Annotated in this window: 19 protein-coding genes; 12 read left to right on the forward strand and 7 right to left on the reverse strand. The window is 69.0% G+C overall.

Going from position 1 to position 22,823, the window contains the following annotated elements; all coding sequences use genetic code 11:
- Positions 1–177: 177 nt before the first annotated feature.
- From modB to KA217_04295, 3 genes are all read left to right on the forward strand, one after another.
- Positions 178–855 carry a molybdate ABC transporter permease subunit gene (gene modB / locus KA217_04285; GenBank protein ID MBP7711666.1) on the forward strand — a complete coding sequence of 226 codons (678 nt, stop codon included), beginning with the start codon at positions 178–180 and terminating at the stop codon, positions 853–855.
- Positions 843–1,931 carry a molybdenum ABC transporter ATP-binding protein gene (gene modC, locus KA217_04290; protein MBP7711667.1) on the forward strand — a complete coding sequence of 363 codons (1,089 nt, stop codon included), beginning with the start codon at positions 843–845 and terminating at the stop codon, positions 1,929–1,931. The genes modB and modC overlap by 13 nt, the downstream gene beginning before the upstream one ends.
- Before the next feature lie 612 nt (positions 1,932–2,543).
- Positions 2,544–3,347 (forward strand): YdcF family protein, encoded by an 804-nt coding sequence (locus tag KA217_04295; protein MBP7711668.1) that lies wholly within the window; start codon positions 2,544–2,546, stop codon positions 3,345–3,347.
- A gap of 74 nt (positions 3,348–3,421) precedes the next feature.
- Here the strand turns inward: KA217_04295 and dmeF are convergent, their stop codons facing one another.
- Positions 3,422–4,471, reverse strand: coding sequence for a CDF family Co(II)/Ni(II) efflux transporter DmeF (dmeF, locus tag KA217_04300; protein ID MBP7711669.1), 1,050 nt, complete (start codon positions 4,469–4,471; stop codon positions 3,422–3,424).
- Positions 4,472–4,582: 111 nt separating this feature from the next.
- Here dmeF and KA217_04305 point away from each other — a divergent pair, with 111 nt between their 5' ends.
- From KA217_04305 to KA217_04320, 4 genes are read left to right on the forward strand one after another with little or no spacing between them, the layout of a single operon-like run.
- Entirely contained in the window at positions 4,583–6,082 is a 1,500-nt protein-coding gene (locus KA217_04305; GenBank protein MBP7711670.1) for an efflux transporter outer membrane subunit, read from the forward strand.
- Positions 6,079–7,392, forward strand: coding sequence for an efflux RND transporter periplasmic adaptor subunit (locus KA217_04310; GenBank protein MBP7711671.1), 1,314 nt, complete (start codon positions 6,079–6,081; stop codon positions 7,390–7,392). The genes KA217_04305 and KA217_04310 overlap by 4 nt, the downstream gene beginning before the upstream one ends.
- A gap of 29 nt (positions 7,393–7,421) precedes the next feature.
- Entirely contained in the window at positions 7,422–8,111 is a 690-nt protein-coding gene (locus KA217_04315) for an ABC transporter ATP-binding protein (GenBank protein MBP7711672.1), read from the forward strand.
- Positions 8,111–9,310, forward strand: a complete 1,200-nt coding sequence (locus tag KA217_04320; protein MBP7711673.1) for an ABC transporter permease — start codon at positions 8,111–8,113, stop codon at positions 9,308–9,310. The genes KA217_04315 and KA217_04320 overlap by 1 nt, the downstream gene beginning before the upstream one ends.
- Before the next feature lie 13 nt (positions 9,311–9,323).
- Here the strand turns inward: KA217_04320 and KA217_04325 are convergent, their stop codons facing one another.
- Complete coding sequence (locus KA217_04325; protein ID MBP7711674.1) at positions 9,324–10,649, reverse strand: ATP-binding protein; 1,326 nt, start codon at positions 10,647–10,649, stop codon at positions 9,324–9,326.
- Between the two features lie 70 nt (positions 10,650–10,719).
- Positions 10,720–11,901 carry a Fic family protein gene (locus tag KA217_04330; protein ID MBP7711675.1) on the reverse strand — a complete coding sequence of 394 codons (1,182 nt, stop codon included), beginning with the start codon at positions 11,899–11,901 and terminating at the stop codon, positions 10,720–10,722.
- A 128-nt stretch (positions 11,902–12,029) separates the two neighbouring features.
- Between KA217_04330 and KA217_04335 the strand changes: the two genes are divergently transcribed.
- On the forward strand, positions 12,030–12,776 hold the full coding sequence (locus KA217_04335; protein MBP7711676.1) for a class I SAM-dependent methyltransferase: 747 nt from the start codon (positions 12,030–12,032) through the stop codon (positions 12,774–12,776).
- Between the two features lie 331 nt (positions 12,777–13,107).
- Here the strand turns inward: KA217_04335 and KA217_04340 are convergent, their stop codons facing one another.
- Together KA217_04340 and KA217_04345 are read right to left on the reverse strand one after the other, a co-directional pair.
- Positions 13,108–13,449, reverse strand: a complete 342-nt coding sequence (locus KA217_04340; protein ID MBP7711677.1) for a hypothetical protein — start codon at positions 13,447–13,449, stop codon at positions 13,108–13,110.
- Positions 13,450–13,534: 85 nt separating this feature from the next.
- Positions 13,535–14,026: a hypothetical protein gene (locus KA217_04345; GenBank protein MBP7711678.1), complete on the reverse strand. Its 492-nt coding sequence runs from the start codon at positions 14,024–14,026 to the stop codon at positions 13,535–13,537.
- A 79-nt stretch (positions 14,027–14,105) separates the two neighbouring features.
- On the opposite strand from KA217_04345, the gene KA217_04350 reads away from it, so the two are divergent.
- Together KA217_04350 and KA217_04355 are read left to right on the forward strand one after the other, a co-directional pair.
- Positions 14,106–15,653 (forward strand): ankyrin repeat domain-containing protein, encoded by a 1,548-nt coding sequence (locus KA217_04350; GenBank protein ID MBP7711679.1) that lies wholly within the window; start codon positions 14,106–14,108, stop codon positions 15,651–15,653.
- A gap of 236 nt (positions 15,654–15,889) precedes the next feature.
- The gene (locus tag KA217_04355) at positions 15,890–16,408 is read left to right on the forward strand and encodes a DsrE family protein (protein ID MBP7711680.1); all 519 of its coding nucleotides are present in this window, start codon (positions 15,890–15,892) and stop codon (positions 16,406–16,408) included.
- A 110-nt stretch (positions 16,409–16,518) separates the two neighbouring features.
- Here the strand turns inward: KA217_04355 and KA217_04360 are convergent, their stop codons facing one another.
- Positions 16,519–17,241, reverse strand: coding sequence for a PPC domain-containing protein (locus KA217_04360; GenBank protein ID MBP7711681.1), 723 nt, complete (start codon positions 17,239–17,241; stop codon positions 16,519–16,521).
- A gap of 168 nt (positions 17,242–17,409) precedes the next feature.
- On the opposite strand from KA217_04360, the gene KA217_04365 reads away from it, so the two are divergent.
- Entirely contained in the window at positions 17,410–19,281 is a 1,872-nt protein-coding gene (locus KA217_04365; protein MBP7711682.1) for a hypothetical protein, read from the forward strand.
- Between the two features lie 195 nt (positions 19,282–19,476).
- Here the strand turns inward: KA217_04365 and KA217_04370 are convergent, their stop codons facing one another.
- Positions 19,477–20,142, reverse strand: coding sequence for a PEP-CTERM sorting domain-containing protein (locus KA217_04370; protein ID MBP7711683.1), 666 nt, complete (start codon positions 20,140–20,142; stop codon positions 19,477–19,479).
- An 818-nt stretch (positions 20,143–20,960) separates the two neighbouring features.
- Here KA217_04370 and KA217_04375 point away from each other — a divergent pair.
- Positions 20,961–22,772: a S8 family serine peptidase gene (locus tag KA217_04375; protein ID MBP7711684.1), complete on the forward strand. Its 1,812-nt coding sequence runs from the start codon at positions 20,961–20,963 to the stop codon at positions 22,770–22,772.
- The last annotated feature ends 51 nt before the right edge of the window (positions 22,773–22,823 follow it).

Genomic DNA, 22,823 nt, shown 5'->3' on the forward strand with positions numbered 1-22,823 from the left:
GCTGACGCCGGGGGCTGACAGTGCCGCTGCCCGGGCGCTGCTGAAGTATCTGCAGGGCGACGCGGCGCGGACCGTGATCCGGTCCTTCGGCTACGACCTGTAGCCGGGGCAGGGTCGGGGCCGGGGTCGGGGCAGGGCAGGGGCAGGGCAGCAGCAGGGCAGGGGGTGGAGCGCACGATGGGCTTCAGTGATGCGGACCTGGGGGCGATCTGGCTGACGCTGAAGCTGGCGACGGTCACCACCACGCTCCTGCTGCTGGTGGGCACGCCGCTCGCGTGGTGGCTCGCGCGCACCCGCTCCCGCTGGAAGGGGCCGGTCGGCGCGGTGGTGGCCCTGCCGCTGGTGCTGCCGCCGACCGTGCTCGGCTTCTACCTCCTGGTGGCGATGGGTCCCCACGGTCCCATCGGCCAGCTGACCCAATGGCTCGGCCTGGGGACCTTGCCCTTCACGTTCCCCGGGCTGGTGGTGGCCTCGGTGGTCTACTCCATGCCGTTCGTGGTCCAGCCGATCCAGAACGCCTTCGAGGCGGTGGGTGAGCGCCCGCTCGAGGTGGCGGCGACCCTGCGGGCCTCCGCCCTCGACCGCTTCTTCACCGTGGCCCTGCCCCTGGCCCGTCCGGGCTTCATCACCGCTTCGATCCTGGGGTTTGCCCACACCGTCGGCGAGTTCGGGGTGGTGTTGATGATCGGAGGCAACATCCCCGGGGTCACCCGGGTGGTGTCGGTGCAGATCTACGACCACGTGGAGGCCCTGGAATACGCCGAGGCCCACTGGCTGGCGGGGATGCTGATGGCGTTCTCGTTCCTGGTCCTGCTCGCCCTCTACGGTTTCCGGCCGGGCCGATGGCAGCGCTAGGCGCGGACGCGATCCGGGCCGTCTTCCGGCTCGGCTGGCCCGGCTTCACCCTGGACGTCGATCTGACTCTGCCGGGCCGGGGCGTGACGGGCCTCTTCGGCCCCTCCGGCTCCGGCAAGACCACCGTCCTGCGCTGCGTGGCCGGCCTCGAGCAGGCGTCCGCGGGCCTGCTCACGGTAGCCGGCGAGGTCTGGCAGGACGGGGAGCGCTTCGTGCCGACCCACTGCCGGCCGCTCGGCTATGTGTTCCAGGAGGCGAGCCTCTTCCCGCACCTGAGCGTGCGCCGCAACCTCGAGTACGGGCTGAAGCGGGTGCCGGCGGCCGAGCGGCGGGTCTCGCTGGAGCGTGCCATCGAGCTCCTTGGCATCGGCCACCTGCTGGACCGCCGGCCGGACCGCCTCTCCGGCGGCGAGCGCCAGCGGGTGGGGATCGCGAGGGCGCTGGCTGTGAGTCCACGGCTGCTGTTGATGGACGAGCCGCTCGCCGCCCTGGACCTCGCCCGGCGGCGGGAGCTCTTGCCCTACCTGGAGCGCCTGCACGAGGAGCTCACGGTGCCGGTCCTCTACGTGAGCCACGCCCCCCAGGAAGTGGCGCGGCTCGCCGACCACCTGGTGGTGATGGACGGGGGCCGGGCGGTGGCGAGCGGGCCCCTCGCGGAGACCCTGGCGCGGCTCGACCTGCCGGTCCGGCTCGGCGAGGACGCTGGCGTGGTGCTGGAGGCGGTGATTGGCAAGCGCGACGCCGACTGGAGTCTGGCGCGGGCCGACTTCCCCGGCGGCAGCCTCTGGGTGGAGGACACCGGCCTGCCCATCGGGAGGCGGGTGCGGGTGCGAATCCTCGCCCGGGACGTCAGCCTCGCCCTGGAGCGCCCCGAGCACACCAGCATCCAGAATCTGCTGCCAGGCCAGGTGGCGGAGGTGAGCGGCGAGTCCCACCCGGCCCTGACCCTGGTGAGGGTCCAGGTGGGGGACTCCCCGGTGACCGCCCGCCTCACCCGGCGCTCGGCCGGGCAGCTGGGCCTGGCGCCGGGCAAACCGGTGTGGGTGCAGGTGAAGGCGGTCGCCCTCATCGGCTGACCGCCACCTGTGCACCTAAGGAGAGGGCGCAGCCCTTGGCGGCTGCGCCCGATCCCGCGGACCGTCAGAGAACCTACCACCACCTGCCGTGGGAACGGCCACGGTTGTAGTCGCGCCCGTGGTCCTTACCGGGGTGAAAGTCCTGGCGCCCGCCGTAGCGATGGTTATCCCTTGCGCTGTGCCTGAGCGAGTGGTGACCGCGGTCACTGTCGTGGCGATCGTGGCTTGCGCGGTTGACCCGTTGAGCGGCACGGTCCCCGCGGACATCCGAGTGCTGGGCGCGCTGGTGATCGCCCCCGCGACGGTCGAACTGGTGCGGTTGGGTACGGGTTTCCGCGAACCCGCGGTGCAGGCCAGCGTCCCCGCGCGTGTGGTCCCGTGCCTCCGCGAGGTTGGACAGTCCAAGAGCTGCAACGGCGAGGGCGACGAACGTGTACTTGAGGCTGTTCATTGTCTGCTCTCCTCTGTCTTGGCGAAGGCACCTGCCTTTGCCCGCGCAGTCAGACTAGGGAGAAGATGCTGAACGACGCCTGAACCTCTACCATCGCGTCCGCAGTGATGGGGTTGAGAGTCTCGCGCGACCCGGGAGGGACTTGGTTGAGTTTTCGGTGGTTGCTCTGGTCGCTGGCCAGCCCTTCTCAGGTGTTGCTCGCGCTTGTCGTGGCGGGGATCCTCCTGACTCTGGTCATCCGTCACCGCGCGGGTCCGGCCTCGAGAGGTGCGCGTATCGGCGCGGCGCTCACCCTGGTCGGAGGCGCGGGCCTGGCGCTCTTCGGGTTCCTCCCCGTCAGCCACTACTCGACGCATCTTCTTGAGTCGAGATTCCCGATCCCGGAGCCCCTTGCGGATGTGGCTGGCATCATCCTGCTGGCCGGGTCGGAGCGGCCAGGGGCCTCAGACGCCTTCGGCGAGCCCCAGTTGGGCGAGCAAGGCAGCCGCTACATCACGGCCCTACGCCTCGCAAACCGGTACCCCAATGCCCGGCTGATCTATACGGGCGGCAGCCGCAGTGCGCCCGGGAAAGGGCCACTCGGCACCCAGTCTGCCGTCGCCACGGCGATTCTGGAAAGCGTCGGTCTGGACCCCGCTCGGATTGTCTATGAGCTGGAGTCAAACGATTCCTGCGATCACCCACGCAACGTCCGCGCACTCGTCCAACCTGCGGCGGGGGAACACTGGGTCGTGGTGACCACGGCGATGCACATGCCGCGAGTCGTTGCCTGCTTCAGGGCTGCGGGTTGGCCAGAGATCATCCCCTATCCAACCGACTTCAAGGTCGAGCTGGGTTCCTGGGACATCTCCACTTTTCAGGTCGTCGATAACCTTCGGCTTCTCGACGCATCCATGCATGAATGGGTGGGGCTTCTTTACTACCGCCTGACAGGCAGAATCCAGGAGCTCTTCCCAGCTCCATGACTGTTCCCTTCAGAGTCAACGTGAAGGAATCGCCGGGGCAGGGAAACCGCAGAAATTCTTTCTGCACTCTCCGACTATCCAGCCCCTCGAGCCCCTGACCGCGGACTCCCGGACCTGCCGTCGTGCACCTCGATGGTGGAATGCACGATCTCCTGGTGCACGGAAAGCCATTCCCGCACGCGATCCGGGGTCAGGCGCGCATCGTGGGTCACCACGCTGAGCGCGCAAGAGTAGGCATTCTTGCCGACACGCCAGACGTGCAGGTCGGCGATCCGACTTCCCCCTCGGTCGGGGCCCTTCTCCACCGCTTCACGGATCTCGTTCACCACCGTGTGGTCCATCTCCCGGTCGAGGAGCACCTTGCCTGTCTCCGTCAGCAGGTTGCGCGCCCAGAGGGCGACCAGCGCGGCTCCGACCATGCCCATCACCGGGTCGAGCCAGGACCAGCCGCGCCACCACCCGCCAGCCAGGGCAACGATCGCCAGCACGGAGGTCACCGCATCCGCGAGGACATGCAGGTAGGCGGACCGGAGGTTCAGGTCATGATGGTGATGCGCACCTTGGTGGTGGTGCTCGTGCCCGTCGTGGTCGTCGTGGTGCTCGTGCCCGTCGTGGGCGTCGTGGGCGTCGTGGGCGTCGTGCGCGTCGCCCAGTATCAGTGCCGAGACGAGATTGACCGCAAGGCCGACCGCCGCGATCGTCATCGCCTCCGGATAGTGGATCACCTGGGGTGCGAGGAGGCGCTCCAGGGAGCCGAGGACCATGAGGGCGGCGACGACGAGCAGGAAAACGGCACTCGCGAAACCGCCGAGGATCTCGATCTTCCAGGTCCCGAAGGCAAAGCGTGGGTCACCCGCGTACCGCCGGGCCCCCGCATAGGCGAAGGCGCTGACGCCAATGGCAACGGCGTGCGAGCTCATGTGCCACCCGTCGGCCAGCAGCGCCATGGAGTTGTAGGCCCAGCCGGCCACGATCTCGACAACCATGGTGAGCGCGGTGATCCACACGACGAGCCGCGTGCCGCGCTCCCCGGCCTGGTTCCCGGAGTCGAACACGTGCTCGTGAGTCCACGCGGAGATGTCGTGTGTCTGCACGGGCCGTTCCCTCCTTCGCCGAGAGGCCATCAATATACAGGCGTGATAGGGCCCTGGCAGCTTCGCTCGCAGGTTCTCGGATATCCAGGGTCGGCGCGGGTATCATCGCCCGCGAGGCCGGAAACGTCCGGGAGGCGGTTCATGCGCGAAATCGGCGGGGGAGGGTCTCCGGCCGCGAATGCAGTGGCGTGTCGGAAGGTGCTTTCCGCCCTGACGGCGGTCCTGATCCTCGTGCCGGGTTGCGCACCGGTCGGGCCGGACTACCAGAAGCCGGAGCTCCCGGTGCCGGCCGCCTGGAGCAGCGGGGGGCTTCCGGGCGAGGCGGTGACCGGGGCGCCGGCCGGGGAGCTTTCCCGGTGGTGGGAGCGGCTCGGGGATGACACCCTGACCGGGCTCATCGAGCAGGCCCTCGCGGGGAGCACCGACGTCCGGACCGCGCAGGCGCGGCTCCGGGAAGCGCGGGCCCGCCGGGGGGTGGCGGCCGCGGGGCTGTTCCCGACCGTCACGGCCTCGGGCTCCGCCAGCCGCAGCTGGAAGAGCGACTCGGACTACGGCCCCGGCGACACGAGCTCGCTCTACAGCGCGGGCTTCGACGCCGCGTGGGAGCCGGACGTCTTCGGCGGCACCCGCCGCGGGATCGAGGCGGCCCAGGCCGACCTGGAATCGGCCGAGGCCGACCTGCACGCCGCGCAGGTCTCCCTTGCCGCGGAAGTGGCGCTCAACTACGTGGACGCCCGCTCGTACCAGACGATGTTGGCCATCGCGCAAAAGAACCTCGCCAGCCAGTCCGAGACCTACCAGCTCACCGACTGGCGCACCCAGGCGGGGCTGGCCACGTCGCTCGACGTCGAGCAGGCGCGCACCAACCTGGAGCAGACGCGCGCGAAGATCCCGACCCTGACCGCCGCCCTGGCCGAGGCGGAGCATCGCCTCGCCGTGCTCCTGGGGCAGGCTCCCGGGGCGGTGCGGCAGACGATGGCCGCCGCGGCGCCCGTCCCGGCGGTCCCCGACGCCGTGGCGGCGGGGATCCCCGCCGACGCCCTCGGGAACCGGCCCGACGTCCGGGTGGCGGAGCGCAGGCTGGGCGCGGAGACGGCGCGGGTCGGGCAGGCGGTGGCCGCCAGATATCCCGGCTTCAACCTGAACGCGTCGATCGCCCTGGACGCACTCACCCTGGGCGGCCTGGACGCGGGGGGCATCTTCACCCGGAGCCTCCTGGGGAGGGTGGTGGCGCCTGTCTTCGACGCGGGGCGGCTCCGTCAGCAGGTGGAGGTCCAGGACGCGGTGCAGGAGCAGGCACTGATCGGCTACGAGGCCACCGTCCTGACCGCCCTGGAGGAGGTGGAGAATGCCCTCGTGTCGCTGTCCGAGAACCGCAGGCGGCAGTCTTCGCTTCGCGCCGCCGTGGAGGCGGCCCGCAACGCCGCCCTGCTCGCCCGCCACCGATATACGGCGGGGCTGATCGACTTCCAGACGGTGCTCGACACGGAGCGCACGCAGCTCACCGTCGAGGAAGCGCTGGCGAACGCGCAGGCCGGGGGGGCCACGGCGCTCATCCAGCTCTACAAGGCGCTCGGCGGAGGCTGGCAACTGGATGCGCCCGGCAGCGGGGCAGCCGAGAGCGAGGGGGGGAGGACATGACCGATACGCGGGGCAAGGGCAGGGAGGACGTCTCCGTGCTCCTCGAGACGGGGAAGACGAGCCGCTTCCGCAGGTTCCTGCCGTGGGCCGCCGCCGCGCTCCTGGCCGTGCTGCTGGCCGCCGGCTACGCGTACCTGCGCCCGGCGGGAACGGGCAAGGCGCCGACATACCTCACCGATGCGGTCACGCGGGGGAACCTGGTCGTCACCGTGTCGGCGACCGGAAATCTGAAGCCGACGAACCAGGTGGACGTCGGCAGCGAGATCTCCGGGACGATCGAGGCCGTGCTCGTGGACGACAACGACCAGGTGACCCGGGGGCAGGTCCTGGCGCGCCTCGACACATCCCGCCTCGAGGACCAGGTGACGAAGGACCGCGCCGGGCTCGAGGCGGCCCAGGCCCAGGTGCTGCAGATGCGGGCGACGGTCGAGGAGGCGCGCGCCGAGCTGGCCCGGCTGCGGCGGGTGTCGGAGCTCTCCGGGGGGAAGGTGCCGTCGAAGGCCGAGCTCGACGCCGCGGAGGCGGCGCTCAAGCGCGCCGAGGCCAACGCGGTGGGGGCCGTGGCCTCGGTCGCTCAGGCCCGCGCCACGCTCAAGTCGGACGAGACGAACCTGTCCAAGGCGATCATCAAGTCGCCGATCGACGGCGTCATCCTGTCGCGGAAGGTGGAGCCGGGGCAGACCGTCGCCGCCTCGCTGAACTCCCCGGTGCTGTTCACCATCGCCGAAGACCTCTCCAAGATGGAGCTCGAGGTGAACGTGGACGAGGCCGACGTCGGAAGCGTGCGCGAGGAGCAGGAGGCGACCTTCGGGGTGGACGCCTGGCCCGACCGCAAATACCCGGCGCGCATCAAGCGGGTCGCGTACGGGTCGACGGAGTCGGAAAACGTCGTTTCGTACCCCGCGCTCCTTTCGGTGAGCAACTCCGACCTGTCGCTGCGCCCCGGGATGACGGCGACCGCGGAGATCGTCACGGCAAAGCGCCAGGGCGTGCTGCTGGTGCCCAACGCCGCGCTGCGCTTCGCTCCCGAAGTCCCCTCCGCGCAGGCCGGGGCGCCGAAAAAGAGGAGCGGCGGAGGGCTCGTCGGCACCCTGATGCCGCGCCCGCCCCGCGCTGCGTCGACGAAGCCCTCGAACAGCGCCCCGGTGAAGGGGGGAGGGCAGCAGCAGGTGTACGTCCTCAAGGACGGGGTCCCGACGGCCGTGCCGGTGACCGTCGGGGTGACCGACGGGCGGACGACCGAGCTGCTCTCCGGTGACCTGGCCGAGGGGACCCGGGTGATCACCGAAGCCGTGGGGGGAGGGACGTGACCGACGCGTCCGCCCCGGCGGGCGGACCGATCATCGCGCTCGCCGGCGTCACGAAGACCTACGGCGAGGGGCAGGCCGCCTTCCAGGCGCTGCGCGGCATCGATTTCACAGTCGACGAAGGGGAGTTCGTCGCCGTGATGGGGCCCAGCGGTTCCGGCAAGTCGACGGCGATGAACATCATCGGCTGCCTCGACACGCCGACCGGCGGCACCTACCTCTTCCGCGGGGTCCACGTGGAGCGGCTGTCGCGGCGCCAGCGCGCGCTGCTCCGGCGGCATTACCTCGGATTCGTCTTCCAGGGGTTCAATCTGCTGGCGCGGACCTCCGCCCAGGAGAACGTCGAGCTGCCGCTCCTCTACCGGGGGGAGCCGGCACTGGTCCGGCGCGCCGCCGCCCGAGCCGCGCTCGCCGCGGTGGGCCTTGCGGGGTGGGAGGGGCACACCCAGGCCGAGCTTTCCGGGGGCCAGCAGCAGCGGGTCGCCATCGCCCGGGCCATCGCCACAGACCCCGCGATCCTGCTGGCCGACGAGCCGACCGGAAACCTCGACACGCAGCGCAGCCGGGAGATCATGGAACTGCTCTCCGGCCTCAACCGCGAAAAGGGGATCACCATCCTCATGGTGACGCACGAGCCGGACATGGCCGAGTACGCCGGCCGGGTCATCCGTTTCGTCGACGGGCTCGTCGAGTCCGACGTCCGCAGGGGGGAGGGGCGCTGATGCTGCTGAACACCCTGCTGCTGGCGATGCGGGCGATCTGGAGGAACAAGATGCGCTCGTTCCTGACCATCCTCGGCATCGTCATCGGGGTGGCCGCGGTCATCACCATGGTGACGCTGGGAAACGGCGCCACCCGCTCCGTGCAGGACCAGATCTCCAGCATGGGGAGCAACCTGCTGATGCTGCGCCCGGGGCAGCGCATGGGCCCTGCGGAAGGCGCCCCCAACTTCAAGCAGGACGACGCGGACGCGATCCGGTCGCAGATCGGCGGACTGGAGGCGGTCGCCCCGACGGTCTCCAAGAGCGTGACCGCGGTGCGGACGTCCCGCAACTGGTCGACCTCGGTCACGGGTACGACCGGCGACTGGTTCCGGGCGGGGAACTGGAAGCTCGCGGGCGGCCGGGTCTTCAGCGAGGCGGAGGAGCGCGGCGGCCAGTCGGTGTGCGTGATCGGCGGCACCGTGCGCCGGGAGCTGTTCGGGGCCGCGAGCCCGGTCGGCGAGTCGATCCGGGTCAAGCAGTTCTCCTGCGAGGTGGTCGGGGTGCTCGAGCCGAAGGGGCAGTCCGCCATGGGCAGGGACCAGGACGACGTGATCGTCATGCCGCTGCGCACGGTGCAGCGGCGCCTCACCGGCAGCCAGGACGTCAGCGTGCTGATGGTTTCGGTGAAGGAGGGGGTTTCGACCGATCGGGCGACCGTTCAGATCAAGGCGCTGATGCGCGAGCGCAGGAAGGTCGGCGACGGCGAGTCCGACGACTTCTCCGTGATGGACACCAAGGAGATCGCGCAGACGCTGACGGGCACCACCCGCATCCTGACCGCGCTGCTGGGCGCCGTCGCGGCGGTGAGCCTCCTGGTCGGCGGCATCGGCATCATGAACATCATGCTGGTGTCCGTGACGGAGCGGACCCGCGAGATCGGCATCCGCCTCGCGATCGGCGCACTGGAGGAGGAGGTGCTCCTGCAGTTCCTGATCGAGGCGGTCGTGCTGGCGTCTCTGGGAGGAGTCGTCGGCATCGCGCTGGCGGCGGGGGCATCCGCGGTGTTGGCGAAGGTGCTCGAGGTCCCGTTCCTGTTCAACCCGTTCATCAACGCGATTTCCTTCCTCTTCTCCGCCGGGATCGGGGCGGCGTTCGGCTATTTCCCGGCCCGGCGCGCGGCCAGCCTGGACCCGATCGAGGCGCTGCGGCACGAGTAGCCCGCCGCCCTCCTCATCCTCGATCCAGCCCAGCGAGCAGCCATTCGTACGTGGGCTGCACCTCGACTCCCGGCTCCTTCAAGCCCGTCAGTGCGTCGCGGTCGAGCACCAGCAGACGCCGCACGGCGCGTGAGTGGTCCTGGGCCGCTGCCGTTAACGCGCGCACCTCGCGCACCAGCGTGTCTGGCGAAGAGACATCAGCACAGACCTGAATCAGCTCCTCGCCGTTGCCGAGATATCGCGCGAGGAAATCGACCTCCAACCCGTCCCGCGTCTTCACGTACCCGACCTCGGTCCCGCGCCGCTCCAACTCGTTCAGCACGGCGGTCTCCAGTGAGTGCCCCACGTTGGAACGGCCGCTCGCGTCGAAGGCCTTGATCAGCCCCGGATCCGCCGGGTAGAGCTTCCGGGGGTTCGAGTTGCGCTGCCGCTCTGACTCGGTGGCCAGGGAAACGGCACTGAGCAGAAAGGCATCCAGCAGATGGCCGAGCAGGGCATGGACGGCGTCCTTCGCGATGGCGTGCCCCTGCGCCTTCAGGTCCTGGTGCAACCGGTGGACACTGAAGCTTCCGGCCGGATTGCGCAGGCACTGTCGCACCAGCCAGCGCAGGGCGGCAACCTGTGACACCCCGTAGCGTTCCACGACGTCGCGAAAGAGGACCGTGTCGACATAGCCCTGCAAGAGCTCGATCCGCAGCGGAGCGGGGAGGCCCTGCGTCTCGGGAAACCCGCCTTCGACCAGGAACTCACGAAACCGCTTCTCGATCAGCGACCGCTCGGCCGGGGGCCATTCGGAGGGCTTGCGCGTTGGCTCTTCGCCGTGATGACGGAGGAACTCGCGGAAGCTGAACGGGCGAATGACCGTCGCTATGCCACGACCGCGCAGTGAGGTGTGGACCTCCCGCGAGAGCATGCGCGCCGAGGAGCCAGAGACGGCGATCTCTACCTTCTCCGAATCCAGCACGCGCCGAACGAACCGCTCCCACCCGGGCACCAGCTGGACCTCGTCCAGGAACCAGTACACCGTCTCGCGCCCGCGCAGTGCGGGGTAGCGACGGTAGTACTCCTCGAGCAGGAACCCGAGCTGTTCGACGCCGAGGTCGCCGAATCGGTCGTCGTCGAAGCTGAGGTACACGGCACGCTCCGGCGGCAGGGACTGCCGGCGCTCGGCCTGCAACTGGCGGAGAAATGTCGTCTTGCCGGCGCGGCGCATGCCGATCACGGCGTGCACCTTGCCCGACACCGCCGGCAGGCGCGCGTCGCGAGGGGTCAGGGTCGGTGCCGCAGCCGGCTCCAGTGCAGCGCTCAGCTTCTCTGCCAGGACGGGATGGAGGCTCATGCGGACAGAATCTCGGTATTGTGTCCTTCTGTCAAGGACACTTTGTTAATAATGCAGCCTTCTGGAAAGGCTACCGAGGTGCGGTCCCGCGGGCGGGCCTCGCGAAGCCCGGCCAGAGGCGATGGTCCTCGTACGGAACGAGCAGCCCTTGTTCCCGCAGGCGGCGCAGATCGCGCTGTTTGGTCTTGTCCGTGCGCTTCGCGTACAGCGCCAGGTACCACGGGGCGCGCCGCAGATCCGCAAGGGACACCGGCTGTCCCGCCTTCAGGACCTGGGTGACGATGGCGTACTGGCGGGCGTTGATCTCTCTGGCGTCGTGCCGGCGCTTGACTTCCGTTTCGAAAAGCAGCACCCGAACGATGTAGTTGACGCGCCCGTGCAGGCTGTTCAGGGTGCGGAGCATGCCCTCCAGGAAGAACTCGACGAAGTCCACGTTGGGATGCGCACGGCCCGCCTCGGCCGCCTTGCGGCAGGCGTTGAAGAGCGCGTAATAGCGATGGATGTGGTCCAGGTAGTACCGCGCCTGGGCGAAGGGGGCGTACTGGAAGCCCTCGCGCAGCAGCAGGGTCGCCTCGAGGACGCGACCGACGCGGCCGTTGCCGTCCCAGAACGGATGGATCACCTCATAGTAGTAATGAACCAGTGGGGCGCGGACCAGCACCGGCAGCCCCTGGGCCTCCAGTTCGCCGTGCCAGTCCAGCAGGGCCTCCAGGAGCCGGTGCACGTCGGCGCCGAGTTGCGGCGGCTTGTGGCGGCCCCCGTGCGCCTGATCCCCCACGAAGGTGGGCAGGTGCTTCGGGTTGTCTCGTAGCAGTCCCGGCTGGTTGTGCTCGTGGGGCAGGTCCCGGGTGATGGCCTCGTGCACGGCCCGGACGAAGTCCACGCTCAGGCGCCAGTCCGGGCTCGCCGCTGCCCCCCGGGCCAGGTCGTAGGCCGCCTTGATGTTGACCGCGCGACGCTGCTCCACTCCCTCGACCTCTGCCGGGGGCAGGGCGAGAGCACGCTGGGTCTCTTCCTCCGTGAGGGTGCCGCCCTCGATGCTGTTGGTGCCGAAGACGCTTGAGACCACGACCTCCCGCTCCAGTTGGCCGGCGACCTGGGCCAGGGGGGAGTCGTGGAGGCGCTGCTGGGCGTCGCCCACGCGCAAGAGCAGGGTCTCCACCCGGGCAGCGTCCACGCCGACCTGGAACGTGAAGGGGCCGAAACGAGCGGTCTCGACACGCAGTCTGTACTCAGGTATCGCGAGCGCCACGGAGGATGTCCCGGGAAGTGTCCACCTTGCAGTGTCTCTTACTGCCTGATTATTATAGTAGTTATGGACGACAAAGACATCGAGCGTCCTTCAGGATGTCCTCTTGCTGGAGGCAAGGAGTTTCTGCAGTGGACATTCCACGGATCTTCAACATCACCGAAAGTGCGCACCGCATCCACAACCCGTTCACCCCAGAAAAGCTCGCCACTCTCGGCGCTGCGCTGCGTCTGGAATCGGGGGCCCGAGTGCTCGACCTCGGCAGCGGTTCGGGGGAGATGCTGTGCACCTGGGCACGCGATCACGGCGTCATCGGCACCGGCATCGACATGAGCCCGTTGTTCACCGAGCAGGCGAGACTCCGTGCCGAAGAGCTCGGCGTTGCCGACCGAGTCGAGTTCATCCACGGCGATGCTGCCGGCTATGTCTCTCACGAGAAGGTCAGTGTGGCAGCCTGTGTCGGTGCCACCTGGGTCGGTGGGGGAGTCGTCGGCACCATCGAGCTTCTGGCGCGGAGCTTGCGAACCGGCGGGGTCATCCTCATCGGCGAGCCCTACTGGCGGCAGTTACCGCCGACGGAGGATGTCGCCAGAGGGTGCCTTGCCAACTCGATATCGGATTTTCTCCCGCTTCCAGAACTTCTCGCGTCTTTGGGCCGCCTCGGCTATGACGTCGTTGAAATGGTTCTGGCCGACCAGGACAGCTGGGACAGGTACGAGGCTGCCAAGTGGCTCACCATGCGCCGATGGCTCGAAGCGAATCCCGGCGACGAGTTCGCCAGAGAGGTTCGAGCCGAGCTGACCTCGGAGCCCGTGCGTTACGCCAGGTACACGCGGGAATACCTCGGGTGGGGCGTGTTCGCGCTGATGGCGCGCTAGGTTTCGGGGCCCTACCGTGCGAACGCGAGCTTCGCGTTCTGCTCCTGGATCTGCTTCACCTGGGCTGTCACTGCTGACTGGAGCAGCTGCACGCGCCCCATCTGAAGGGCTGCCATCACGTCGTCGAGGCTGGTGCTCATCTGAAGGTCCTCCGGTCGTCAGTGTGAGGTTTCCGCGAGGTCTCGGATCGGATTGAAGGGCGCCACCACCCTTCGCAGGGCGTCGCACAATCGGCGCTCCTCCCGAACGAAGCGCAGGAGGTAAACGCGAATGTCGCGGGCGAACTGGCGTGACCGCGACCGTACGGGGCTCGGCACCTCGGCACACGGGCCTACCCAGTGCAGGCTCCCCGGCCCGCTCGGATCAGTCGCCGTACCGAGGTCGCGCTCCAGTCGATGCCGCCGGTGCGCGCGTCCTGAAGAACTGCCGGATCCACCGGGTAGATGACCGTGCGGTGTCCGCTGCTTCCGAGGAGGCCCATGACCGCAGTGGCAGTCGGCGACGGCTCCAGACCCTGAAGCAGGCGGATGACGTCGGCCTCGAACTCGGTTGCATCCGGATTGGCGGCGCCGAATCGAAGCACGGCCCGGGGTCCGGCCGGGGTCTGCTCCAACCGGGCGCCCGCGTAGACCCGGCCACCGTCGACCGAGATGCCGTAGTCGAACTCCCTCATCTCGAAAGTACCTTGCCGATCCCCTGGTCCGGGGACGCCGTCAGGCAGACAACCCACACGGCTCCTCTGAAGGGTCCTTCTAAAGCTAGTCGAAGACGCCTTCCAGGACCTCGGCCACGATGGCGGTCCCGAGGGTCACCAGAAGGAGATCGGTGCCGGAGATGGTCCACTCATGGCCTGGATAGCTCGGAAGCCGCGCGAGCATGGGCCCTGGCACGACCTTCTTCGCAATCCCCGGCGGCAGCGGTTTGCCCCGAGCCAGGTTCTTGCGAATGCCCGGGGGCAGGGATGCGTACCCCGTGTACCCCTGCGCCAGCGCGAGGCTGCGGGCTTCCTCGCGGCCGATGCTCACGCGCACCGGTCCCTCTGCGCCTCTCGTCTCCGGGCCGGCGTCGGGCTGATGCCCGCCTTTCCCGCCTTTCCCGCCTTTCCCGGCCTTGTCCGGCTTTCCCTTGCCCTCTGGAGGGGCCGCCGCCGTGGGAGATGCGGGGAGCGAGACCAACAGGACGAGCGACGCGATGGCCTTCAGGGTGTACCGTCTCGTCTGATCAAGCGGCGACTGATCAATCGGCGACATGTCGGTCCGCCTCCAATGAGGGCGCACCAGGCGCTCCGGTGGGTCTATCTTGACCGATCATAAGGCTGGGGAGATCTCGATGCACACGCATTCTGCACGGCTCCGCACGCTGCTGACCCTCGGCTTCGTTCTTCTCTGCGTTGGCCAGGTCTGGGTGGTCTCGGCGCACGCGGCGCCGGTGTTGTCTGCGTTCGAAGACCCGGCGAGCGGACTGTGGGGGTACCGGGACGCTCGAGGTGCGGTGGTGATCGAGCCGCGCTTCCTCGTCGCCCAGGACTTCTCGGCGCACGGCATCGCCGCGGTCGCCGACGCCGTCGGTTGGAGGATCATCGACCAGCGCGGGGCGGTGCTGATCCCCCAGCCCTATCTCGTGGACAACGGACCGGACCCCTTCCAGGGAGGCCTGGCCCGCTTCGTCGAAGGCGGACGCCTTGGCTTCTTCGACGAGAGCGGCCGCGTCGTCATTCCGGCCCGCTTCGCGTTCGTCGCGCCGTTCTCCGAGGGACGTGCCGCCTTCTGCGAGGGGTGCCGCGAGCAGGCGGAGGGCGAGCACCGCTCCGTGCGGGGTGGGCGCTGGGGCTTCATCGACCGGCGCGGAAACGTCACCGGTTCCCCCGCGCTAGCCGGCCTCTCGGCCGCGGGGGGAGCGCAAGCGGGGGCCGGGGACCTCGTCGAGGCGGCCGAGCGTGGCGATGTCGCCGAGGTCCAGGCGCTGCTCGGGGCGGGGACGGACGTCAACGCCGCACGGGGCGATGGCGCCACGGCGCTGCTCGTGGCCTCGCAGAATGGTCATCCCGAGGTGGTAGTAACCCTGCTCCAGGCCCACGCCGACGTGAACGCCCGGGACAGCTATGGCGACACGGCGCTGATGGCGGCCGCGCTGGGTGGTCACCGGGCCGTGGTTCGGGCACTCCTCGCGGCCGAGGCCGACGTCAACGCCAGGGCCGTCAATGGCGCCACCGCGTTGCTCCTGGCCTCCCAGGAGGGCCACCTGGAGGCGGTCCAGGCGCTCATCGGGGCCCGGGCCGACGTCGATGCCGGGCGGCACGATGGGGTCACGGCGTTGATGCTGGCGTCGCTCAAGGGGCATCTCGAGGTGGTGCGGGCGCTGCTCGCGGCGAAGGCCGACGTGAACACCAAGGCCGGCAGTGGCGCGATGCCGCTGGTCCTTTCCTCGGAGAAGTGCCACCGGGAGGTGGTGCGGGCGATGCTGAAGGCGGGTGCGGACGGCAACGCCGCGAGCGGCGAGGGCCCGACGGCGCTGATGCTGGCCTCCCAGGAGGGCCACCTGGAGGTGGTCCACGCGCTCATCGGGGCCCGGGCCGACGTGAACGCTCAGGCGGGGGACGGCCCCACCGCACTGATGCTGGCCTCGCGGGACGGCCACGCGGGGGTCGTGCGCGCGCTGCTCCGTGCGAGGGCGGACGCGAACGGCGAGAGTGGCGATGGCTTCACGGCGTTGATGGTCGCGTCGGCGCGCGGCCACCGGGAGGTGGTGCAGCTGCTGCTCGAGGGCGGTGCCGACGTGAACGCCCGGACGAGCGACGGGCTCACGGCGCTGCAAATGGCCTTGCAGAAAGGGCACCCGGAGGTCGTCGAGCTTCTGAAGGTGGCGGCAGAACGATGACGCTCGTCGAGAAGACTCAGCCCTGGCGCGGCCTTCTTCGCGATGCCTTGGAGCGAACTCCCCGGACCGCGTTCTCCGGGGCGTTTGCCTGGGCTGGAGCCCGGTCCTTCGGGGGCGGTCGGTGAGTATCGGTGGGGGAGGGGGGCGCTTGCCGGGGCGGCCGACAGTAGATAACCTGGGTTAGGACCGTGCCTCCTGCTGCGCGGCTGACCAGAACCAGAAACGGAGGGAATGCGATGAAGACCCTGAACGCCTTGCTCGCTGTCGTGATCCTGGCCGGGGTGGCGGGCGCTCCGCTGGCTGCCGCCCAGCCCTTCGACCCCGGCGTGCCGCCGCCCAAGGTCCCCGCTGACTACTACGTTGGGGCGGAGAAGGCCGTATACCACCTCTCGGTGAACCCGGAGGAGAAGGGCTATCTGGCCGTGCTGGGGAACGTGCGGAACCACCTGAACGCTCTGGTCGCCAGCGGAGTGAAGCCGGAGATCAAGGTGGTGATAAACGGCGACGGCCTCGGTCTGCTGCAACTGGCCCACGAGCAGGAGTTCGACGCTAACGCCAGGCTTCCCGCCGCGATCACCGAGCTGCGGGAGAAGGGCGTGCAGTTCCTGGTCTGCTACAACACCCTCACGGGCCGGAAGATCCCGATGGCCAAGCTGTACGGGGCCAAGCCGGGGGACCTGGTTCCGGCGGGAGTGGCGGAAGTGGCGGAAGTGGCGCGCCTGCAGGCCCTGGGCTATCACCTCGTGAAGCCCTGAGGCCGAGTGGGAAACCGGCCTGCGCGGCTTGCGCAGGCGCCCTGCCGGCAGACCCGAGCCCGGGCGAGGACGCGCTCGGAGACGCGCTGTTTTTCGACTTCGCTAGACGTTCACCCGCGAAGCCTTCGAATGATGCGTCCCTCCATTGCCGCTCGCCCGCCTCGCCGCTTCGGGGCAAGGAGCACGAGGCCCGCGAGGGCGCAGGCCAGCAGCGGCAGGGCGCCGGGGAGGGGGACGGTCGCGACGCTCAGGTCGATGGCGTACGAGCCGGCGACGTAGAGGGGATAGCCTTCACCTTCGAAGAGCTGCCACCCTGTCCAGGGCAACTCCTTGCCGTCGCCGTTCGGGGGCGCGTTCTCGAGTCCGGAGACAAACTCGTCCCAGATCAGGCCATCCGTGGAGAAGGGGCCGTCCACGTCGCCCACGTCAAAGACTGCCAGGTAATACGTGCCGGCGGTTGCGAGCGTCTCCGTCACTCGCCCGCAGTACAGGCAGGTATCCGCGTCGCCGCTGTCATCATCGGCCCGCAGGCCCTTCCCCGTACCGTCAAAGAGGACCAGAGCGGTGTCGAGGGTGCCGATGCTGGCAGTGACCGCTGCCGAGAAGGCCCCCGCCGGTAGCTCCAGGCGGTACACGTCGATGTCGACGACGTCCGTGGTGCGGCTGGACGCGACCTGCCCCTGAATGCTGCTGACCCCGGGCCCAACCGCCAGGGCGGTGCCGATGAGGTCCCCTGCATCCAGCGACTCGATGTAGGTGGACGCCGTGGCAGGCGCCCCGGCGCAGAGCAGGCAGGAAACGAGGATTGCGTTGGTGATCCGGCTCGCAGTCATGTCCGCACGCCCCTCGCTGGAAGACGATGGCCAACGGGAGGATTGTGACCCCGTTCGCTGCGCGGGGCCACCCGGGCCTGCAGTTCAGTTCACCCCTGTTTCCGCGATACAGAGGGTCGGGCGGACTCGGCTGACCGAGCCTCTCCGCGCCGCGCACAGGAGGGTTGCATGTTCAGTGTAGCGGGCAGACGAATGCGGTGGGCGGCATTGCTGACCCTGGTCGGTCTGCTCGCGCTGGGCACCGTCATCACTTTCCTGGCGTCCGGCCCAGCCTGGACCGGACGCCTGACGTTGGGTGCGCCGGACTTCTGGGTGGAGGACATCCGGCGGGCGGTGGACCTCTCGGACGAAGAGGCGACGCGGGTGCTGGCGGCAGTCCGAAGGGCGCTCGCGGCGGCAGAGAGTGTCCCCGTCGACCGTTCGAGTCTGCCGGCGGGACCGGCCTCTCCCCAGGTCGTCCTGCTGTCCGCGAGCGACGGCCGGTCGCGGGCGAAGGTTGCGGTCGGTGCCGGCGCGAACTTTCCCGCGGCCGTCGAGCACGCCGTCACAGCGCTCCGCCGCCTCGGTGTGACCGCCAAGGGTGCGCGCTGGCTCCGGCTGGACGTCGTCAAGGGAGCTGGCGAACGCCCGCTGGATGGGAACGGCCGGCCTCTTCCCCGTCCGTTGCCGTGGGACGGCGTCGCTTTCGCGCGCCGAACGGGCCTGGCTATGCTCACCCCCGAGCTCGCCGCGCAGCGGGCGCTCACGAGCGATGGCCAGGTGCATGTGGCGCACCTCCCGCGTCTCCTGCAGCTTCGGGTCGCCCCGCCGTGGCGGGTCGCCCTGGCGGAGGTGTCGGAGTCCGAGCGGGCGGCGCTCGATGAGTGGACCGTCACCACGCCGTTTGCCAGCGCCTCGTTCTTTTCCGACGGCGAGGGCGCCGAACGCCTGACCGGCACCCAGCGTGCCCGCAGCTCGACTGAACCTGCGGTCCTCCTGCAGGCGATCCGCGATGGGGCCGCCTACCTGCAGCGCATGACGCTCGCGGACGGGCGGTTCGTCTACAGCTACCTGCCCGGGTCCGATGGGGAGGTGCCCGACTACAACATCGTCCGGCACGCCGGCACCGTGTACGCCATGCTCGAGGTGTACGAGCTGACACGCGACCCGGCGCTCCTCGCCGACGCCGATCGGGCGCTGGGCTACCTGCTCGGCCACATTCGGCCCCATCCCTCGACACCGGCGATGGAGGTCGTGGTCAGCGAGGGGTCGGTCAAGCTGGGCGGGGTGGCGCTGACCCTGCTCGCGCTGGCCAAACACGCTGTGGTCACCGGCGATGGCCGGTACCTGCCGCGCATGCGGGCCCTCGCCCGATACATCCAGGATTCGCAGGGACCGGACGGCGCCTTCGTCAGTCAGCGCTCCTACCCGGCCATGGAGCCAGACCTGAAGGTGGACGTGCAGTACTTCCCCGGAGAGTCCATCTTTGCTCTCCTCCGCTTGCACGCGCTCGACCCCCAGGAGTCCTGGCTTGCCACCGCCGAGCGCGGCGCGCGCTACCTGATCCACGTGCGCGACGGTTCGTTGCCGCCGGAGCGGGTGACCCCGGACCACTGGTTGCTCTACGCGCTGAACGAACTGCACCGGGCGCGGCCCGACCCCGTCTACCTGGACCACGCACAGCGCATCGCGCGCGTGATCGCCGCCAGCCAGAGCCGCAGCCCGTATCCCCCGGAGCGTGTGGGAATCTACGGTCGAGGGGCCCACTCTACCCCCGCGGCGGCGCGTACCGAGGGCCTCGTCGCCGCGTACCTCCTGGCTCGGGACTTCGGCCGGCGGGAGGACCTCTCCCTGGTGCGTTCCGCGGTCGAGCTGGGCGTCGGGTTCCAGCTCAAGACGCAACTCCTGCCGGAGCAGGCCATGTACGCCGAGAACCCGCCGCGCGCGCTGGGGGCGTTCCACCAGAGCCTCACGGATTACGAGGTGCGCATTGACTACGTGCAGCACAACCTCTCGGGCATCCTCGGCCTGCGCGGGGTGCTGCTGGAGGCGAGCGACTGAAGTGGCGAGGCCCATCACCCGCGACGGCGCGGGCGCATGGAGCGGGGCACGAACCCCTTGCCGCGCATTCAGGGAATGCGCGGAGCAGCGTGGTTCGTCGCTGCGCGCACAAAAAAGAACACCGGCCAAGGGCCGGTGTTCCATGCGCTGTGGTGTGTCAGGGGCGGCGGGTCGTACCCGCCGCGTGGTCAGGGCTCAGCCGTTCTTGCGACGGATGCGCGCCAAGCCAGCGCCCAGGAGACCCGCGCCGAACAGCAGGAGCGTGCCGGGCTCTGGAACGGGGACGTCGTCGTCGGCGGGGACGTCGCTTCCCTGGGCCCAGAGGTCGATGTGCGAGATTGCGCCCTGGTTCGGGTAAAACCCGCTCAGCACCAACTCCACCTTCCCATCCCACCCCAACGCCTCGAGGTCGAACAAATACTGGTTCGGGCTCGCGTGGCCATCCTTCACCAACAGGAAGCACTCTTGGCAACTGACAGAGCTCCCGCCGACGTAGGAGATCGTCGCGCCGTCATAGTCACCTGAAGAACCAGAAAAAACTGTGGAGTATGACGTCGCGAGAGTTCCGACTTCGCTGCCGTCGTCGTTAATTTTATAGAGCTGCTCAAGCCCCTTAGGAGCTTCAATGTCGAAGCCGTCGTAGGTCTTAGCGCCGGTGTCATTGAAGGCGCTCTTGTCTTCCAAGATCGTGTCACTCTTATCGTTGTCGGTGACATCCCAGTCATTGAAGGCCTTCCGGTAATCGCTCGTCCAGCCAGCATCATCAGGCCGAATCTGGAGCGCCAGGGCTTCTCCCTGCACCCCTGCCAAGGCGAGCGCGGCCCCCATGGCAACCGCAAGCTTCGTCTGTTTCGCGTTCATTGTCGTCCCCTCTACCACTCAAATCGCTCTGTCGAGTCTGCTGGGCCTTTGGCCCTGACGCCCTTGATGACAGGCTGTGTGCCAAGTCTAACGCAGCTAGCGTGCCAACACAAAAATACCCAATGGATTGAGAGAAGTGGAGTCGCATCCCGTCCGAGAGCCGTGGTGGGTGTAAAAGATCCCGACACCGATTTTACGGGTCTGCCATCGGAGCGGCCCGAGGCGACACAGAAATCAACCGTGCCGTTGTAAGAAATTCCGACGTCCTCCAGGTGGGTGTCAGGGGCAGGGGCAGGGGGCGGCAAGAGGTGACGGGAGGCCCCTCCTTCCCGCTTTGACCCGCAGACCGTTTGGCCCGGCGTGAAGTGTGAATGTGGTCACACTTCGTTCTGCGTTTCTTGACATATGCCAAGCCGGTGGCGGCCTGGATCGCCACCATCGACCGTTCCCCCGTTAGACCAGCGCGTCCGCGGAATGCGCGGGACCTGTCGCACTGAGCGCGCGGCCTCCTGGGCTCTCGTGGCCTCCCGCACTGAAGAAGCGCAGGCGCTCCACTACGCGGCGGGCCCGGGCGAGGCCAAGCAGGACCGCGTTGCTGCGGTCCTTCGGAAAGAAGCGCGGGCATGCACCGAGGTGCGCGGAGACCCATGGTCTGCGTCTTGCATGCCGGTGTGTGTTCCTGGTCCGGCGGCGTCATCGTGACGGAGTGGACGCCTCCGGCATGCGCTCTTCCACAAACCCGGAAGAGGATCCTGAAGATTCCGGAGTCCCGGCCGAATCCCAGGTCAGGGCAGAAACGCTCTCACAGGAGGAACCCCATGACCACCGGCCGCCCGCATCCCCAGAGCAGTTCCCGCCAGCCCCAGGGCCGAGTGCCGCGCCTGTCCGTCGTCGCCGCTGCGGTTTCGGCGACGTTCGCTCTCGCTACCCTGCCGCTGCCGGTGGGTGCGGCCCAGGACGGCGCGGGGCCCCCGCAGAAGCGTTACGCCGAGGGCCGCATCCTCGTGCAGCCGAAGGCGGGGCTGCCCGAGGCCCGCTTACGGAAGCTCCTCGGTGAGGAGGGCGCGAAGAGCCAGAAGAAGCTCGACCGGCTCAAAGTGCACGTGGTGGAAGTGCCCAAGGGTGCCGAGGAGGCGCTCGCCCGCAAGCTCGCCCGCCACCCGCACGTGAAGTTCGCCGAGGTCGACGCGCTGGTCCCCGTCGAGAGCCTCGTGCCGAACGACACCTACTGGGGCAACGCCTGGCACGTGCGCAAGATGCAGGCGGACAGCGCGTGGGACGTCACCACCGGTAGCGGTGTGACGGTCGCCGTGCTCGACACGGGCGTCGACGGGACACACCTGGACCTGGGCGCCAATCTCGTGCCGGGCTGGAACGTCGTCTCCAACTCTGCGGACACCAGCGACGTCTACACGCACGGGACGCGCGTGGCCGGTACGGTCGCGGCGCTCAGCAACAACGCCCTCGGCGTGACCTCCGTCGCCTCCGGCGCGAAGGTGATGCCCGTGCGCATCACGAACAACACCGATGGCAGCGCCTCCTACAGCGACATGGCCAGCGGCGTGACCTGGGCCGCCGACCACGGGGCCCGTGTCGCCAACATCAGCTATCAGAACGTGACCAGCAGCTCGACCGTTGCGGCGGCCGCCGAGTACATGCGCAGCAAGGGCGGCGTCGTCGTGGTGGCTGCGGGCAACAGCGGAATCGACCCGGGGTATGCCAACGCCCCCGCGATGATCACCGTCGCCGCGACCGACAGCGCCGACGCGAAGGCGAGCTTCTCGAACTTCGGTAACCTGATCGACCTCGCCGCGCCCGGTGTCGGCATCTACACGACGGCCAAGGGTGGGGGTTACAGCTCGTCCTCCGGCACCTCCTTCGCGAGCCCCGCGGCAGCCGCCGTGGCCGCGCTCGTGATGGCCGCGAAGCCCACCCTGCGCCCGAGCGACGTCGAGACGGTGCTGAAGACCAGCGCCGACGACCTGGGCACGGCCGGCTGGGATCCCTACTTCGGATACGGCCGCGTCAATGCGGCGAAGGCCGTAAGCTTGGCCGCCCAGGCCGTGGTGAGCGACACCCAGGCCCCGAAGGTCAGCATCGCGTCGCCGGCAGCGGGCACCACCGTTCAGGAGGTGGTCACGGTGGACGTGACCGCGAGCGACGACGTCGGGGTGGCGCGTGTCGACCTCTACGCCAACAACGCCCTGGTTGCGAGCGACAGCGGCGCGCCGTACTCCTTCGCCTGGGACGCCTCCGCCCTGGCCGCCGGCAGCTCGGTGACCCTGACCGCCAAGGCCTACGACGCCGCCAACAACGCCGCCACCTCGACGGCCGTATCCGTGAAGATTGGCGGGGCGGCGGACTCCGTGCCGCCGACCGTCGCGATCAGCAGCCCCTACGCGGGTGCCACCGTCGACGGAACCGTGACCCTCTCTGCCTCCGGCAGCGACGACAAGCAGCTCAGCTCGGTCAGCATCTTCTTCGACGGCAAGCTGGTGTGCTCCGCGGCGAACAACCCCTCCTGCGGGTTCAACACCAGGAAGGTCAAGAGCGGAACCCACACGGTGAGCGCCACGGCGAAGGATGCCGCAGGCCTCTCGACGACCGCCTCGATCACGGTCAAGAAGTAACCCCCTCCCGGGTTCCTCCGAGAGCCTGCCCTCTGCAGGGGCGCCGGTCCG

The organism is Gammaproteobacteria bacterium, assembly GCA_017999615.1.
Classification (GTDB): domain Bacteria; phylum Pseudomonadota; class Gammaproteobacteria; order JAABTG01; family JAABTG01; genus JAGNLM01.